The sequence below is a fragment of the Aeromonas sp. DNP9 genome, from assembly GCF_001728955.1.
Taxonomy (GTDB): Bacteria; Pseudomonadota; Gammaproteobacteria; order Enterobacterales; family Aeromonadaceae; genus Aeromonas; species Aeromonas veronii.
On record NZ_LYSQ01000027.1, the window covers coordinates 52,985 to 66,583 of the forward strand.

A 13,599-nucleotide genomic window follows, 5' to 3' on the forward strand; every position below is an offset into this window, starting at 1 on the left:
AGTGATGAGTGGTGTCTCATATGTATCGTAAAAATATTAAAGCTTATACCACCCAGAATCTGCAATCCGAATTGGCTGTAGCTGATCCTTACCGCGTGATTCAACTTTTGATGCAAGGTTGCCTGGAGCGCTTGGCTCAGGCTCGTGGTGCTATCGAACGTCGAGATTTTGAGCAAAAATCCCAGTCTATCTCTAAAGCAATGGCCATTATCAACGGGCTGCAAGATTCACTTGATCTCTCTTATGGTAAGATTCCCGAAGACCTTTCTGCGCTTTATGACTACATGAAAGTTCGGATGATGGATGCAAGCCGTGATATGGATATCACAGCTGTCGATGAGGTTATGAATCTGATGCTGACCGTGAAAAGCGGTTGGGATGCCATTCCTGTCGAGGAGCGCGATAAGGCCTTGGCTCAACAAAAGGTGGGCGGAACCGAATGAGCAATAACCGTTTGCCAGAATTAATCGCAACAGGTAAAAAATTACTTACCTTGTTCGAACAGGAGGATGTGCAAACGGCTGAACAGTTGATCGACCATTATCTCATTCTCCTTGATGCTGTTTTTCAGAATATTCCGCCACATGTGGTTCTTGACATGGATCACCAACAAGCATTGGTGCAGTTTCAAACCCTGCATGAGCGGATAGAACATGCAAAGAATCAGACAGAAGCGACTTTGTGGAAAATTTCAAAAGCAGGTCGAGCATCTGATATGTACAAGCTGAACGCAGGTTAGGCATACATGGATATTAAACAAGAAATTACAATTATCGAGAGTGAGCTTGTTCGCCTTGAGAAGCAAAAGCAACAGGAAATTGCTATGTTGGAGGTATTGCCTGTTCGTTTTGCTATGAACATGGATGCCTTTAAGAAATTCATGCCAAGTATATATGATTTTTTTGAATCATATCAACCAGTACGGCCATTCCGTTTTTTTTGCAATGAAAATGGCATTCCAAATATATTGTGGCTTGATGAGCAAGTTTCGTTATACGGTGATGATCCATTCGCAGATGCTGAATCACAAATTGATGAAGTAATTGAACAAAGTATTTTGCAATGTATTGATTTTGCACCGCAATGGTATTTTGATGATCAAATACATATAAAATATAACAACGAAATATCCAAGCTTAAACAACAATCAGCGCTCGAAGGGTTATCACTCAAGAGTGCACTTTCAATGGACATTCCATTATCCTTGATGTATGGAATAGGTTTAGGTTATCAACTGGGCTATTTATACGAGCGATGCAAAATAAAGAATTTGTTCGCCTTCGAACCAGATGTTGATATGTTTTATGCATCTTTATATTGCTTTGACTGGCGTTCTTTGCTGGATTATATGGAGCAAGAGTCTTTAAGCTTGCATTTATTCATAGGGGTTGATGAAAAGTTATTAGCAGCTGATATGATGGAAGCACTTCATCGTAAAGGTGCATTCTGGTCTGCAGCATATTTCTCATTCTGCCATTATCATTCACCAAAGTTGCATTCGCTTATTAACCAGGTTGAAAATGAGTTCTATCTGCTGCGTACGGGTTGGGGTTTTTTTGATGATAATGTTTTTGCACTAGCGCATAGCCATACTCATCTGCAAGATGGCACACCATTTCTTCTGCGGCAACGTGACACATCTTCATCTGCAACCATACCTGTATTTGTTGTTGGAAACGGGCCATCGTTAGATCAGAGCATTGATTTTATTCGAGATCATCAACGTCAGGCTATTATCATTGCCTGTGGCACCGCAGTCAGCGCACTTTATAAAGCTGGGATCAAGCCAGATATTTATGTTGCTGTTGAGCGTACCAAAAGCTCAGCAGATTTTTTGCATATTCTGGATGCAGGGGAGTTTCTCAAGGATAGTGTTTTTTTAAGCGTGGATGTTATTCATCCTGAGTGCAAGACTTTTTTCCGCAAAACCGGGTTAGCATTTAAACCCAATGAGCCCATGTATAAACTACTGGCCACTCACTTTGGTGAACAGTTTCAGTTTAATTCAATCGAGTATTCAAACCCATTTGTTGGGAATACCGGTCTTAATTACGCGGCATTGCTTGGTTTCACAGATATTTATCTTTTTGGTATTGATAATGGATATAAGTCCGCCGATAAGCATCACTCCAGTTTGAGCCTTTACTATAATGAAAGGCAGGAAGCTAAATACCATCAAAATCTGAAAGAGACATTTCCTGCTCGTGGTAACTTTGGTGGTGAAGTCCGTATCAATCATTTATTTGGTCTCTCTATTCACAATATGGCTCAGGTTTTGGAAAATAATCCTGAAGTACGTTGTATCAATTGTAGTGATGGTGCCTATGTTGCTGGTGCTGAACCTCGTCGGGTTGAGCAGATAAACCCAAATTGGCCAGTTTTTAATAAGCGAGCCTTCATTGATGATTTGCTGTTTCGTTGTTTCAAACCATTTGATGTTGCCAGTATTGATTTCCAATCGGCTATTAACGTGCCGTTTTTTAATGATGTAGTTAATAAGTTGCTTGATGATTGGAAAGTAGTTCCTCGTGAACGCAACGCAATTCAATCGATGATGCAACGCCATCATGATTATCTGCTGTATTTGTTCATGAGTCGTGATAGCCATCTTTACCGTGTGCTGATAGGATCAATAAATTATTTCTATGCCAATATCATTAGTTTGATGATGGCTCATATAAATGACTCTGATGATGCGTTGACAGAAAAGTTAAATTCTACAATCACTATATTGGATCAGTTTTTTACTGATGCCAAAAGCATTTATGCTGGCGCATTGGAAGGACATGATTCGGCTTATTTTATAGGGCTTGATGTATTTAAATTGCGTTGAATGTAATGTCTGCTGAATCGAGAGTCATTCAATAATCGTGACTGGGGTCATGTTTTTTAAAAGCATGGTCCTTTTATATGTCACTGACGTTATTTTATGTAGTTATGCTTGAGTTTAGTTTCTACGGGGATTGATAATCGTGTATTCAACAAGGTTACCGTCTATATCGTGGCCATGACATAAACCAATGTTGTCATGGGGACTCTCTTTCCAAGTCGTCAACGATCTGCACTGCGCTATTCAAGGCGTCTCTATCAAGAGTCAAAGGAATGTGGCCAATACCGGGCAGCAGGGTGACGGGCCAGGAGATGCCGAGACGTCTTAACTCAGGTTCAAGTTGATCAGTTTGGAAGGCTTCGTCATTTGCACCCGCGATCACGGCGCAGGGGCGTTGCACATTGCGCAAATTCTGCTGATAGTCGCGCTCTGGCTGAAAGTTCGAAGCAAGGTTGAAGGAATAGGAGGGGGTCAGCAGGGATTTCGCCTCATCATTGAGGGCAAAGTTCAGCACGGTCAGATGGTTGAGTGCGAAAATATGGAAACCGTTGAGGATGCTCAGGGCGATGAGGCGAGGCAAGCCGACACGCACCCAGCCACCGCTGTTGGGCCGGTAGTTGGCGGCGGTGGGGCCGAGATAGGGGGAGAGCAGCAGATAGCTCTCGAACAGGGTTTGTCGCGTGCTGCCAGCAACGCGCAGGACAAAGCCACCTCCTGACGAGAAACCGACGAGTGTTGCAGGCTTGTCGGGGGTTACCGACTTGATGAAATCTTCCAGATCGTCTTCAAGCTGACCGATGTAGGCAATGGTGCCTTTGTTGCCCGATGCACCATGGCCGCGAATATCGAGGGCGTAGGCGTCGTATCCCGCTTGCGAAAAGGCGTTCGCCATCTTGTGCATGCTTTGACTGCTGGCAGAAGAGCCGTGAACCAATACCACGCTGCCCTTGACCTTGTTGTTCTTCGTATTGCCCTCTGCGCCATAGTGCCGATAGGCCAACTGCGTGCCGTCACGCGCCGGGTATCTTGAGAGAGGTGGCATGTTGCTCCAGTCACTCCCCTTGAAAGGGTCGTTGATGCTGGCCATCGCCGGTGCCGAGCTCGGCCCGCCAAACAGCAGAGCCGCGGCCAGTATGACCAGGGTCAGTGATATCAACCCCACAGCAAACAGCAATCCTGCGCTCATCCTTGCACCTCGTTTGATATCGACACGGGCGTGGCCCTGATTTTGCTTATGCTGGCATTTCACTCGTTCGAACCTATCAGATGGCACCCGCTCTGCCAAATGATGGAGTGAGACGATGAAAAACGGCCTGTGACCAAAAGGAAGTTCTTGGCCAGCCAGTGGGCGCTGCCGTTGGCGAGTGCAGCAAGGTGTGGTGGCATCATGGCTTTTCAAACCCGGCGCAGGCTGGTAAAACGGTCTCTTTCCATAATTAAAAGAGATGAGAGGGTGGAGATGGACAATCCGATCCGTGTGGCCGTGATGGGCTGTAATGGTCGTATGGGCAAGGTGCTGCTGGAGGCCATCACCAACACCGATGGCGTAGTGGTCGGTGCCGCGCTGGAGCGGCCGGGTTCGGCGGTGATCGGCCTTGATGCCGGTGAGCTCAATGGGCTGGGCCATCTGGGCGTGGCCATCAGCGATAGTCTGGACAAGGTGCGCGAAGAGTTTGATCTCATCATCGACTTCACCCGCCCCGAGGTGACCCTTGCCAATCTGGCCTTTGCGCTGGCCCACCACAAGCAGATGGTGATCGGCACCACCGGTTTTGACGATGCAGGCAAGGCCGCCCTGAAAGAGGCGGGCAAGCAGATCGGTATCGTGTTCGCCTCCAACTACTCGGTCGGGGTCAACCTGGTGTTCAAGCTGCTGGAGCAGGCCGCCAAGGTGATGGGGGATTACACCGACATCGAGATCATCGATGGCCACCATCGCCACAAGGTGGATGCGCCATCCGGTACTGCGCTCTCCATGGGGGAAGTGGTCGCCAAAACGCTGGGTCGGGATCTCAAGGAGTGCGCCGTCTATGGCCGCGAGGGGATCACTGGCGAGCGGGATCGCAACACTATCGGCTTTGCCACCATTCGCGCCGGCGATCTGGTGGGAGAGCATACCGTCATGTTTGCCGATATCGGCGAGCGGGTGGAGATCAGCCACAAAGCTTCAAGTCGCCTGACTTTCGCCAACGGTGCTGTGCGGGCGGGCAAGTGGCTTGGTCAGCAGGGTGCCGGCCTTTATGACATGCAGGATGTGCTCAATCTCAAGTGATGCCTCTGAGCGGCACTTTCGTACTACTGCTACCCCAGTGAAAAACCCCGGCTTGCCGGGGTTTTTGCTGTCAGTCAGCCAGAGTTTGTGTAAAAAGACACGCTGCCTGCAATTTTTAACTGAACTCCTTATAAATCACACTATTGCGTTATCCGCCAGATTTTCCCTTCCTGAATGTCATCACCAGGTAACAGATTTGAGCATCTTTATGGCGGATAAAGCTATTTTTTTACACGGACTGGAAAAGACTAAAAATTCAAACGCGGAAAAACGTTTTCCAATTTTTATGTTCAATCTTGTCATCATAAAAGCGTTAAATTTGTCATTAATGTTTTTTGTGTAAAAATAAAAACCATTGTTTTAATTGGTTTTTTTTGTTTGTTTTTGTCTTTATTGCTGGCTTGATTGCATCTTTTGATGGTGATTTTTCCTTTTCTTTCGCGGGAGGGGGTTGCAAAGCAGTTGAGTGCATAGATAATGGGTAATGTTGCTTTTTTATTGAATTTAGATGCATTCCATCTGAGAAAAGACGTTGAAATGCCACTTTTTTTAAGTAGAATGCGCCCAATTTGCCAGAAATCTGCCGGGTTCGAGTCCTGTCCAAGACCGGAACCGAGCCCGCAACACCCAGGTAAATTGCTGAATTTAAAGCTAAATAACTGGAGGTTGTCTTGAATCACACTGCATTGCTAGTGCTGGAAGATGGAACTGTGTTCAAAGGCGTGTCGATAGGCGCCGAGGGATGTTCCGTTGGTGAAGTGGTTTTCAATACGTCGATGACGGGCTATCAGGAAATCCTCACCGATCCCTCTTATTCCCGTCAGATAGTCACCCTCACTTACCCCCATATAGGCAACACCGGCACCAATAGCGAAGATGAAGAGTCCAGTCAGATCCATGCTCAGGGATTGATCATCCGGGACCTTCCGATACTTGCCTCCAATTTCCGCAATCAGCAATCCCTCTCCGAATACCTCAAGTCTCACAACATCGTTGGCATCGCCGACATCGACACCCGTAAACTGACCCGCATCCTGCGCGAGAAAGGCGCTCAGGCTGGCTGCATTCTGGCCGGGAAACAGGTCGATGAAGCCTATGCTCTCGAACAGGCCCGCGCCTTCCCCGGTTTGAAGGGAATGGATCTGGCCAAAGAGGTGACGGTTGGTGAGGCGTACAACTGGACCGAAGGGAGCTGGCAGCTTGGCAAGGGGCACGTCACCCCGGATGCCGACCAGCTGAAATACCACGTGGTAGCCTATGACTTTGGCGTCAAGCGCAACATCCTGCGGATGCTGGTTGACCGTGGCTGCCGCCTGACCGTGGTGCCTGCCAAGACCCCGGCCGCCGAGGTACTGGCGATGAACCCGGATGGCATCTTCCTCTCCAACGGCCCCGGCGACCCCGAGCCGTGCGACTACGCCATCGAGGCCATCAAGGCTTTCCTTAATACCAGCACGCCGGTATTCGGCATCTGTCTGGGTCACCAGCTGCTGGGTCTGGCCTCCGGTGCCAAGACCGTCAAGATGAAGTTTGGCCACCACGGCGCCAACCATCCGGTGAAGAGCCTCGATGACAACACCGTGATGATCACCGCTCAGAACCACGGCTTTGCGGTAGACGAGAACAGCCTGCCGGATTGCCTGCGCGCCACCCACGTCTCCCTGTTCGATGGTTCCCTGCAAGGTATCCATCGCACCGACCGTCCGGCCTTCAGCTTCCAGGGTCACCCCGAAGCGAGCCCGGGCCCGCACGATTGTGCCGGTCTCTTTGACCACTTTATTGAATTGATTAAGCAGTATCGCGCCTAAGGAATAGAGGAAAGAGTTTCATGCCAAAACGTAATGACCTTCAGAGCATCCTGATCCTCGGCGCCGGCCCCATCGTCATCGGCCAAGCCTGCGAATTTGACTACTCCGGCGCCCAGGCGTGTAAAGCCCTGCGGGAGGAGGGCTACCGCGTCATTCTGGTCAACTCCAATCCGGCCACCATCATGACCGACCCGGAGATGGCAGACGCCACCTACATCGAGCCCATCACTTGGGAAGTGGTGCGCGAAATCATCAAGAAAGAGCGCCCGGACGCCATTCTGCCCACCATGGGCGGCCAGACTGCGCTTAACTGCGCACTGGCGCTGGAGAAGCATGGCGTGCTGGCCGAGTTCGGTGTCGAGATGATCGGTGCCACCGCCGACGCCATCGACAAGGCCGAAGACCGCTCCCGTTTTGACAAGGCGATGCGCAGCATTGGCCTGGAGTGCCCGCGCGCCGGTATCGCCCACAACATGGAAGAGGCGTGGGGCGTGCAGCAGATGGTCGGCTTCCCCTGCATCATCCGTCCCTCCTTTACCATGGGCGGCTCGGGTGGCGGCATCGCCTACAACACCGAAGAGTTCGTCGAGATCTGCGAGCGCGGTCTGGACTTGTCGCCGACCAAAGAGCTGCTCATCGACGAGTCGCTGATCGGCTGGAAAGAGTACGAGATGGAAGTGGTGCGGGATCGCAACGACAACTGCATCATCGTCTGCGCCATCGAAAACTTCGACCCCATGGGTATCCACACCGGTGACTCCATCACGGTCGCGCCAGCCCAGACGCTGACCGACAAGGAGTACCAGCTGATGCGCAACGCCTCCATGGCGGTGCTGCGCGAGATCGGCGTCGAGACCGGCGGCTCCAACGTCCAGTTCGGTATCAACCCGAAAGATGGCCGCATGGTCATCATCGAGATGAACCCGCGGGTGTCGCGCTCCTCTGCGCTGGCTTCCAAGGCGACCGGTTTCCCCATCGCCAAGATCGCCGCCAAGCTCGCCATCGGTTACACCCTCGACGAGCTGATGAACGACATCACCGGCGGTCGCACTCCGGCCTCCTTCGAGCCTGCCATCGACTACGTGGTCACCAAGGTGCCGCGCTTCAACTTCGAAAAATTCGCCGGTGCCAACGACCGTCTGACTACCCAGATGAAGTCGGTCGGTGAAGTGATGGCCATCGGCCGCAACTTCCAGGAGTCCCTGCACAAAGCGCTGCGCAGCCTCGAAACCGGCAAAACCGGCTTCGACCCCATGGTTGACCTCAATGCCCCGGACTCCCTGACCCGCATCCGTCACGAGCTGCAGGACGCCGGTAGCGACCGTATCTTCTATATCGCCGATGCGTTCCGCGCCGGTCTCTCCATGGACGGCATCTTCAAGCTGACCAAGATTGACCCCTGGTTCCTGGTGCAGATTGAAGAGCTGGTGAAGCTGGAAGAAGAGGTGAAAGAGCGCGGCATGGCGGGTCTGGATGCCGACTTCCTGCGTGCCCTCAAGCGCAAGGGCTTTGCCGATGCCCGTCTGGCCAAGATCCTCGGTGTGGCCGAAGGGGAAGTGCGCAAGCTGCGTGCCCGCCACAACATCTTCCCGGTCTACAAGCGGGTCGACACCTGCGCCGCCGAGTTCGCCACCAACACCGCCTACATGTACTCCAGCTATGACGAAGAGTGCGAGGCCAACCCCACTGACCGCGACAAGATCATGGTCATCGGTGGCGGCCCGAACCGCATCGGTCAGGGCATCGAGTTTGACTACTGCTGCGTACACGCGGCGCTGGCCCTGCGCGAAGACGGTTACGAGACCATCATGGTCAACTGCAACCCGGAGACCGTCTCCACCGATTACGACACCTCGGATCGCCTCTACTTCGAGCCGGTGACTCTGGAAGATGTGCTGGAAATCGTGCGCATCGAGAAACCCAAGGGCGTTATCGTCCAGTACGGTGGCCAGACCCCGCTGAAGCTTGCACGGGCATTGGAAGCCAACGGTGTGCCGATTATCGGTACCAGCCCGGATGCCATCGACCGCGCCGAAGACCGCGAGCGCTTCCAGTCTGCCGTCGAGCGCCTTGGCCTCAAGCAGCCGGAAAACGGCACTGTCACCGCGCTGGAACAGGCGGTCGTGGTGGCCGAGCGCATCACCTACCCGCTGGTGGTTCGCCCCTCCTACGTGCTGGGTGGCCGCGCCATGGAGATCGTCTACGACGAGACCGACCTGCGTCGCTACTTCGCCGAAGCGGTGAGCGTCTCCAACGAGTCGCCGGTACTGCTGGACCGCTTCCTGGACGATGCCACCGAGCTGGACGTGGATGCCATCTGCGACGGCACCGACGTGGTTATCGGCGGCATCATGGAGCACATCGAGCAGGCCGGGATCCACTCCGGTGACTCCGGCTGCTCCCTGCCTCCTTACACCCTGTCCAAGAAGATTCAGGACGAGATCCGCGAGCAGGTGCGCAAGCTGGCGCTGGAGCTCGGCGTTATCGGCCTGATGAACGTGCAGTTCGCGGTCAAGGGCAATGACATCTATCTCATCGAGGTGAACCCGCGTGCCGCCCGTACTGTGCCGTTCGTCTCCAAGGCGACCGGTGCCCCGCTGGCCAAGATTGCCGCCCGCGTGATGGCTGGCCAGAGCCTGAAAGAGCAGGGCTTTACCAAAGAGATCATCCCGCCCTACTACTCGGTGAAAGAGGTGGTACTGCCGTTCGCCAAGTTCCCGGGGGTTGACCCGCTGCTGGGGCCGGAGATGCGCTCCACCGGTGAGGTTATGGGGGTGGGCAGCAGCTTTGCCGAGGCCTATGCCAAGGCGCAGCTGGGTGCCAACCACGCCGTACCAAAAGAGGGTCGTGCCCTCTTGTCAGTGCGTCACAGTGACAAGGCTCAGGTGGTCGATTTGGCCGCCAAGCTGCTGGAGCTGGGTTACGAGCTCGATGCCACCCACGGCACCGCCGTCGCGCTGGGCGAGGCGAGCATCAACCCGCGTCTGGTCAACAAGGTGCACGAAGGTCGCCCGCACATTCTCGACCGCATCAAGAATGGCGAGTACACCTACATCGTCAACACCGCCGAAGGGCGGGTGGCCATCGAGGACTCCAAGCAGCTGCGCCGCGCCGCCTTGCAAAACAAAGTGGCGTATACCACCACCATGAATGAGGCGTTTGCCACCTGCATGGCCATCAGCGTGGATGCCACCGCCAATGTCAACTCGGTGCAGGAGCTGCACCAGAAGGTGAAAAACCGCTAAGAGTTTGCAGCGGGCATCAGCCCGACTTGCCAGACGACCAACCCCCGCCAGCGATGGCGGGGGTTTCTTTTTATCTGTCGCTCACCGTACGGTTCTGGCCGGGTGAGCCCTTGAAGAAGGTCATGACTTCAGCATCGCAGACAACTGATGGCGCGTGGGGTGGCAAAAGCTGGCAAGGGGAGGGGATGCTGCGAGCGCGGGTTTCAACTGCGGCAGGCAATCCTCTACAATGGCCCCACTTTGCTTGTCAGTGCAGTGCCAGCGGCGCTGCCTGTAGGGCCTACAAAAAATGGACATGCTTATGACCGCTTTGCCTTCCTGTCGTCTTCTTGCCTTCTGCTCTGCCTTGTTGCTGGCCGGTTGTGCCAGTGATCCCGCCTCCGCGCCTGCCAAAGAGGCGAGCGTGAGCAACCCCAAAACGCCGCCTGCCATGCAGCCGCGCAAACCGGCGGATATGAAGAGCCGCATCGTGCGCTTCTTGCCCCGTCAGGTGCCGGACAAACAGGGGTGGGCCAACGACGTGGTGACGGCGCTCACCACCCAGGGGGTGACGGTCAATGATCACAATGTCTGTAGCGTGCTGGCGGTGGCGGAGCAGGAAGCCACTTATCAGGCCGACCCCGTGGTGCCGGGCCTTGGCAAGATCGCCTGGAAAGAGATCAACTCACGGGCAGCCAAGCTGCTGATCCCCGAATTTATGGTGCGGGCCGCGCTCTCCATCAACTCGCCCACCGGCAAGAGCTACGCTGAGCGGATCGACAAGTTGCGTACCGAGCGGGAGATGAGTGAAATCTTCGAAGATATGATCAGCATGCTGCCGATGGGCAAGACGCTGTTTGGCAACCTCAATCCGGTGCATACCGGCGGCCCGATGCAGGTGAGCATCGCCTTTGCCGAGGCCAACGCCCGTGGCTACCCCTATCCAATCAAGGAGTCCATTCGCCACGAAGTCTTTACCCGTCGCGGCGGCATCTGGTTTGGCACCAAGCATATCTTCGGTTATCCCGTCGACTACCCGGATACCCTCTACCGTTTTGCCGATTTCAACGCCGGCTGGTACGCCAGTCGCAATGCCGCCTTTCAGGCCGCCGTCAGCCGTTTGAGTGGCAAAACTCTGGCGCTGGACGGGGATCTGATCCGCTATGACTCGGATCTGCCGGGCAACACCGAGCTTGCCGTCTACACCCTCGCCAACCGGGTCAATATGAGCAAACAGGCGATCCACCAGAGCCTGCGCAAAGGGGATACCGCCGAATTTGCCGAGACCGATCTCTACCATCGCATCTTTACCCTGGCCGACAAGCAAGCGGGCAAGCGACTGCCCCGCGCCATCCTGCCCGGCATTCAGCTAAAGAGCCCGAAAATTACCCGCAACCTCACCACCGCCTGGTTTGCCAAGCGGGTAGATGACAGGGAGCAGCGATGTGTGCGGCAGATGGCGACGATTCGCTAAGAAACATCAAGGGCGGCCAATTGGCTGCCCTTGATGTGAGAGTGAGTTTCCCCTTATGTGGCGGTTCATGCCTTGCTGTTCCCCGTGAGATTTACAATGAATCTGCATTTGGGGTATCCACTGCATCCCCAAAACCGATTGCCTCGGTTATCCCCCCGTTTGGCGGTACGCAATATCATCGGGTTGCCGCATCTGGGGCATAGTGGATTTGCTTGGGTGAGCGATTCGGTGATGGTTGGCGAGGCGTTCACCACCTGATTGACGACAGGCATTGCAGCTACGGATAAAGGCGGGCGGGGAACCTCGCTGTGACGTGCTTTCAACTGCGCCACATGCTGTTTATGGGTCTGCCAATTGGCGGCCAGTCGTCCCCGCTGGATGGTGTCGATCACCCGAGTGACCTCGGCAGGGGTCAACACCGGCGTGGTTTTTCCCTTGATATAGTGAATAAGCCCACGGTTCATCACGTTATCCGGCATGGGGGTTTTAAAGGTGCAGTCGCCAATAAAGTAGATAATCGAATGGAGCTGATGATCAGCAAGACCCAGCAAGGATTTGAGCGTCATCAGGTGCAGATAGTTTTGGCGCAGGGGATTTTGAAAGGCATGTCTGCGGCGATAGAGCTGCTGGGTCCAGCTCTTGTGGGCTGGATTGCCAAATATCCACCCCTTGATGTTCTTGGTCTCGATCACAAACAGCCCGAAGCGCGAGACGATCACATGGTCGATCTGGGTAGTACCCTGCGGGGTCGGCAGGGTCACGTTCTTGAGCAGGTGGTACTCCCGCTTGTCGAGAAAGAGCCGGATGCCCAAGTTGATAAATGCTTCTCCAACCATCCCTTTGAACCTGGGCGTTTTGATCAGGGTGGCAATCAACAACAGGGGCAGCAGATACCAGAACTGGCCCAGCAGAACCGCAATAACGGGAGTGAAGTCCATTTCACATCCATCCAGTCAGTGAATTAGAGGGGATTCATGGCCTCTGGCCAGAGGAAATAGGGGCCAAATTTGGGGCTCATTCTAAACTCCCCTCCTTCCTCTTTTCCTTTGGCAGTGAGGTAATGCTTACTGTCACGAAGCTCAAGCAAGCCGTGAGTCACCATTTTTTCCAACAACTCATTGGTTTTGATCCCCCACTTTTGTGCCAGTTTGGATGAGGTCAGTTTTTCAGTGGCTGGCTCACTTTCGTTAGCAGAAGGCTGTTGGGTTTCGGCTTCACTGACAACCCGTTCAAGGGATATGCGGACTTCATCACTGACCCGGATAATCCGTTGGGCCTCATCATAGGCATCACGATAAAGGTCATGATCTTCCGAGCGCTGGATCAATACCCCCATCTCGTTGTTATTGACCTGACTGAACTCGTAGAGATTGAGGCTGGTGACAATGCACATCTCCTCATTGAGATAGCACTTGGCATGGAGGTTTTTGCAAAAGCTGGTGCGGATATAGGTGAGCTCTTTGAGCCAGCTGATCTCTTCCGGTTGCAGCTCGCTTTTGCCATAGACGATCCGCACATCGATCTTGAGGCGGTTCTTGTCGGTGAGCAGCTCCTTGATCCTGTCGTTGAGCTTGAGGAAGGGGCTGATCAGGATCAGACGCTCTTTGGCATCTTTGATTAGTTCTTCAAGAAAATAGTTGGTTGCGCTGGTATTCAAAAACTTGGCCATGGCAAAAATCTCTATCCCTTTGGTGTAACTGGTGGCGCAAATACTTGGCTGGCGCTCGGCAGGTCATTTTCATTCCGGGCGCAGTGATCACCCAGCCAGTGCGGCTGGCAATCGACATCGTGGCTCCATGTGGATGATGGGTGCCAAACTGATCCATTCTACCCATTCCATCAGAAGAAATATGTGACAGATTGCACTAACTCTGTGACAAGGCTGGATTTTTCGGGGCGGGCTGTGGTTGATGGTAAATCGCAGGTGCAAAAAAGCCCCTTGGCGGGGCTTGGTGTCTGGCAAGGCCGGTTTCGGGATTATCAATGGCGTT

At 53.4% G+C, this 13,599-nt stretch carries 11 protein-coding genes; 7 read left to right on the plus strand and 4 right to left on the minus strand.

Features of this window, described 5'->3' with window-relative positions; all coding sequences use genetic code 11:
- Window positions 1-20 precede the first annotated feature (20 nt).
- The 3 genes from fliS to A9G06_RS17800 are packed head-to-tail and all read left to right on the plus strand — an operon-like array spanning window position 21 to window position 2,833.
- Window positions 21-443 (plus strand): flagellar export chaperone FliS, encoded by a 423-nt coding sequence (gene fliS / locus A9G06_RS17790; RefSeq protein WP_069556072.1) that lies wholly within the window; start codon window positions 21-23, stop codon window positions 441-443.
- Window positions 440-739 (plus strand): hypothetical protein, encoded by a 300-nt coding sequence (locus A9G06_RS17795; protein ID WP_069556073.1) that lies wholly within the window; start codon window positions 440-442, stop codon window positions 737-739. The genes fliS and A9G06_RS17795 overlap by 4 nt, the downstream gene beginning before the upstream one ends.
- 6 nt (window positions 740-745) lie before the next feature.
- Complete coding sequence (locus A9G06_RS17800; protein WP_069556074.1) at window positions 746-2,833, plus strand: 6-hydroxymethylpterin diphosphokinase MptE-like protein; 2,088 nt, start codon at window positions 746-748, stop codon at window positions 2,831-2,833.
- 193 nt (window positions 2,834-3,026) lie between these two features.
- Here A9G06_RS17800 and A9G06_RS17805 read toward each other — a convergent pair whose 3' ends face one another.
- Window positions 3,027-4,016, minus strand: a complete 990-nt coding sequence (locus A9G06_RS17805) for an alpha/beta hydrolase (RefSeq protein ID WP_069556075.1) — start codon at window positions 4,014-4,016, stop codon at window positions 3,027-3,029.
- 273 nt (window positions 4,017-4,289) lie between these two features.
- Here A9G06_RS17805 and dapB point away from each other — a divergent pair, with 273 nt between their 5' ends.
- Entirely contained in the window at window positions 4,290-5,102 is an 813-nt protein-coding gene (gene dapB / locus A9G06_RS17810; RefSeq protein ID WP_069556081.1) for a 4-hydroxy-tetrahydrodipicolinate reductase, read from the plus strand.
- 302 nt (window positions 5,103-5,404) lie between these two features.
- Here the strand turns inward: dapB and A9G06_RS22080 are convergent, their stop codons facing one another.
- Window positions 5,405-5,782: a hypothetical protein gene (locus A9G06_RS22080; protein WP_139126282.1), complete on the minus strand. Its 378-nt coding sequence runs from the start codon at window positions 5,780-5,782 to the stop codon at window positions 5,405-5,407.
- Between A9G06_RS22080 and carA the strand changes: the two genes are divergently transcribed.
- The 3 genes from carA to A9G06_RS17825 all read left to right on the plus strand — a co-directional run bounded on the left by carA (window position 5,774) and on the right by A9G06_RS17825 (window position 11,608).
- A complete protein-coding gene (gene carA, locus A9G06_RS17815) occupies window positions 5,774-6,910 on the plus strand; it encodes a glutamine-hydrolyzing carbamoyl-phosphate synthase small subunit (RefSeq protein ID WP_031227689.1) in 1,137 nt (378 codons plus the stop codon). The genes A9G06_RS22080 and carA overlap by 9 nt on opposite strands.
- A gap of 20 nt (window positions 6,911-6,930) precedes the next feature.
- Complete coding sequence (gene carB, locus A9G06_RS17820) at window positions 6,931-10,155, plus strand: carbamoyl-phosphate synthase large subunit (RefSeq protein WP_069556076.1); 3,225 nt, start codon at window positions 6,931-6,933, stop codon at window positions 10,153-10,155.
- A 301-nt stretch (window positions 10,156-10,456) separates the two neighbouring features.
- A complete protein-coding gene (locus A9G06_RS17825) occupies window positions 10,457-11,608 on the plus strand; it encodes a DUF1615 domain-containing protein (protein WP_069556077.1) in 1,152 nt (383 codons plus the stop codon).
- Between the two features lie 65 nt (window positions 11,609-11,673).
- Here the strand turns inward: A9G06_RS17825 and A9G06_RS17830 are convergent, their stop codons facing one another.
- Window positions 11,674-12,546: a nuclease-related domain-containing protein gene (locus A9G06_RS17830; protein WP_069556078.1), complete on the minus strand. Its 873-nt coding sequence runs from the start codon at window positions 12,544-12,546 to the stop codon at window positions 11,674-11,676.
- Between the two features lie 23 nt (window positions 12,547-12,569).
- Window positions 12,570-13,277, minus strand: coding sequence for a phospholipase D family protein (locus A9G06_RS17835; protein ID WP_069556079.1), 708 nt, complete (start codon window positions 13,275-13,277; stop codon window positions 12,570-12,572).
- Window positions 13,278-13,599 lie beyond the last annotated feature (322 nt).

Coding starts and splice junctions, on each gene's coding strand:
- fliS (WP_069556072.1), top strand. CDS start 21: ATGTATCGTAAAAATATTAAAGCTTATACCACCCAGAATCTGCAATCC.
- A9G06_RS17795 (WP_069556073.1), top strand. CDS start 440: ATGAGCAATAACCGTTTGCCAGAATTAATCGCAACAGGTAAAAAATTA.
- A9G06_RS17800 (WP_069556074.1), top strand. CDS start 746: ATGGATATTAAACAAGAAATTACAATTATCGAGAGTGAGCTTGTTCGC.
- A9G06_RS17805 (WP_069556075.1), bottom strand. CDS start 4,016: ATGAGCGCAGGATTGCTGTTTGCTGTGGGGTTGATATCACTGACCCTG.
- dapB (WP_069556081.1), top strand. CDS start 4,290: ATGGACAATCCGATCCGTGTGGCCGTGATGGGCTGTAATGGTCGTATG.
- carB (WP_069556076.1), top strand. CDS start 6,931: ATGCCAAAACGTAATGACCTTCAGAGCATCCTGATCCTCGGCGCCGGC.
- A9G06_RS17825 (WP_069556077.1), top strand. CDS start 10,457: ATGACCGCTTTGCCTTCCTGTCGTCTTCTTGCCTTCTGCTCTGCCTTG.
- A9G06_RS17830 (WP_069556078.1), bottom strand. CDS start 12,546: ATGGACTTCACTCCCGTTATTGCGGTTCTGCTGGGCCAGTTCTGGTAT.
- A9G06_RS17835 (WP_069556079.1), bottom strand. CDS start 13,277: ATGGCCAAGTTTTTGAATACCAGCGCAACCAACTATTTTCTTGAAGAA.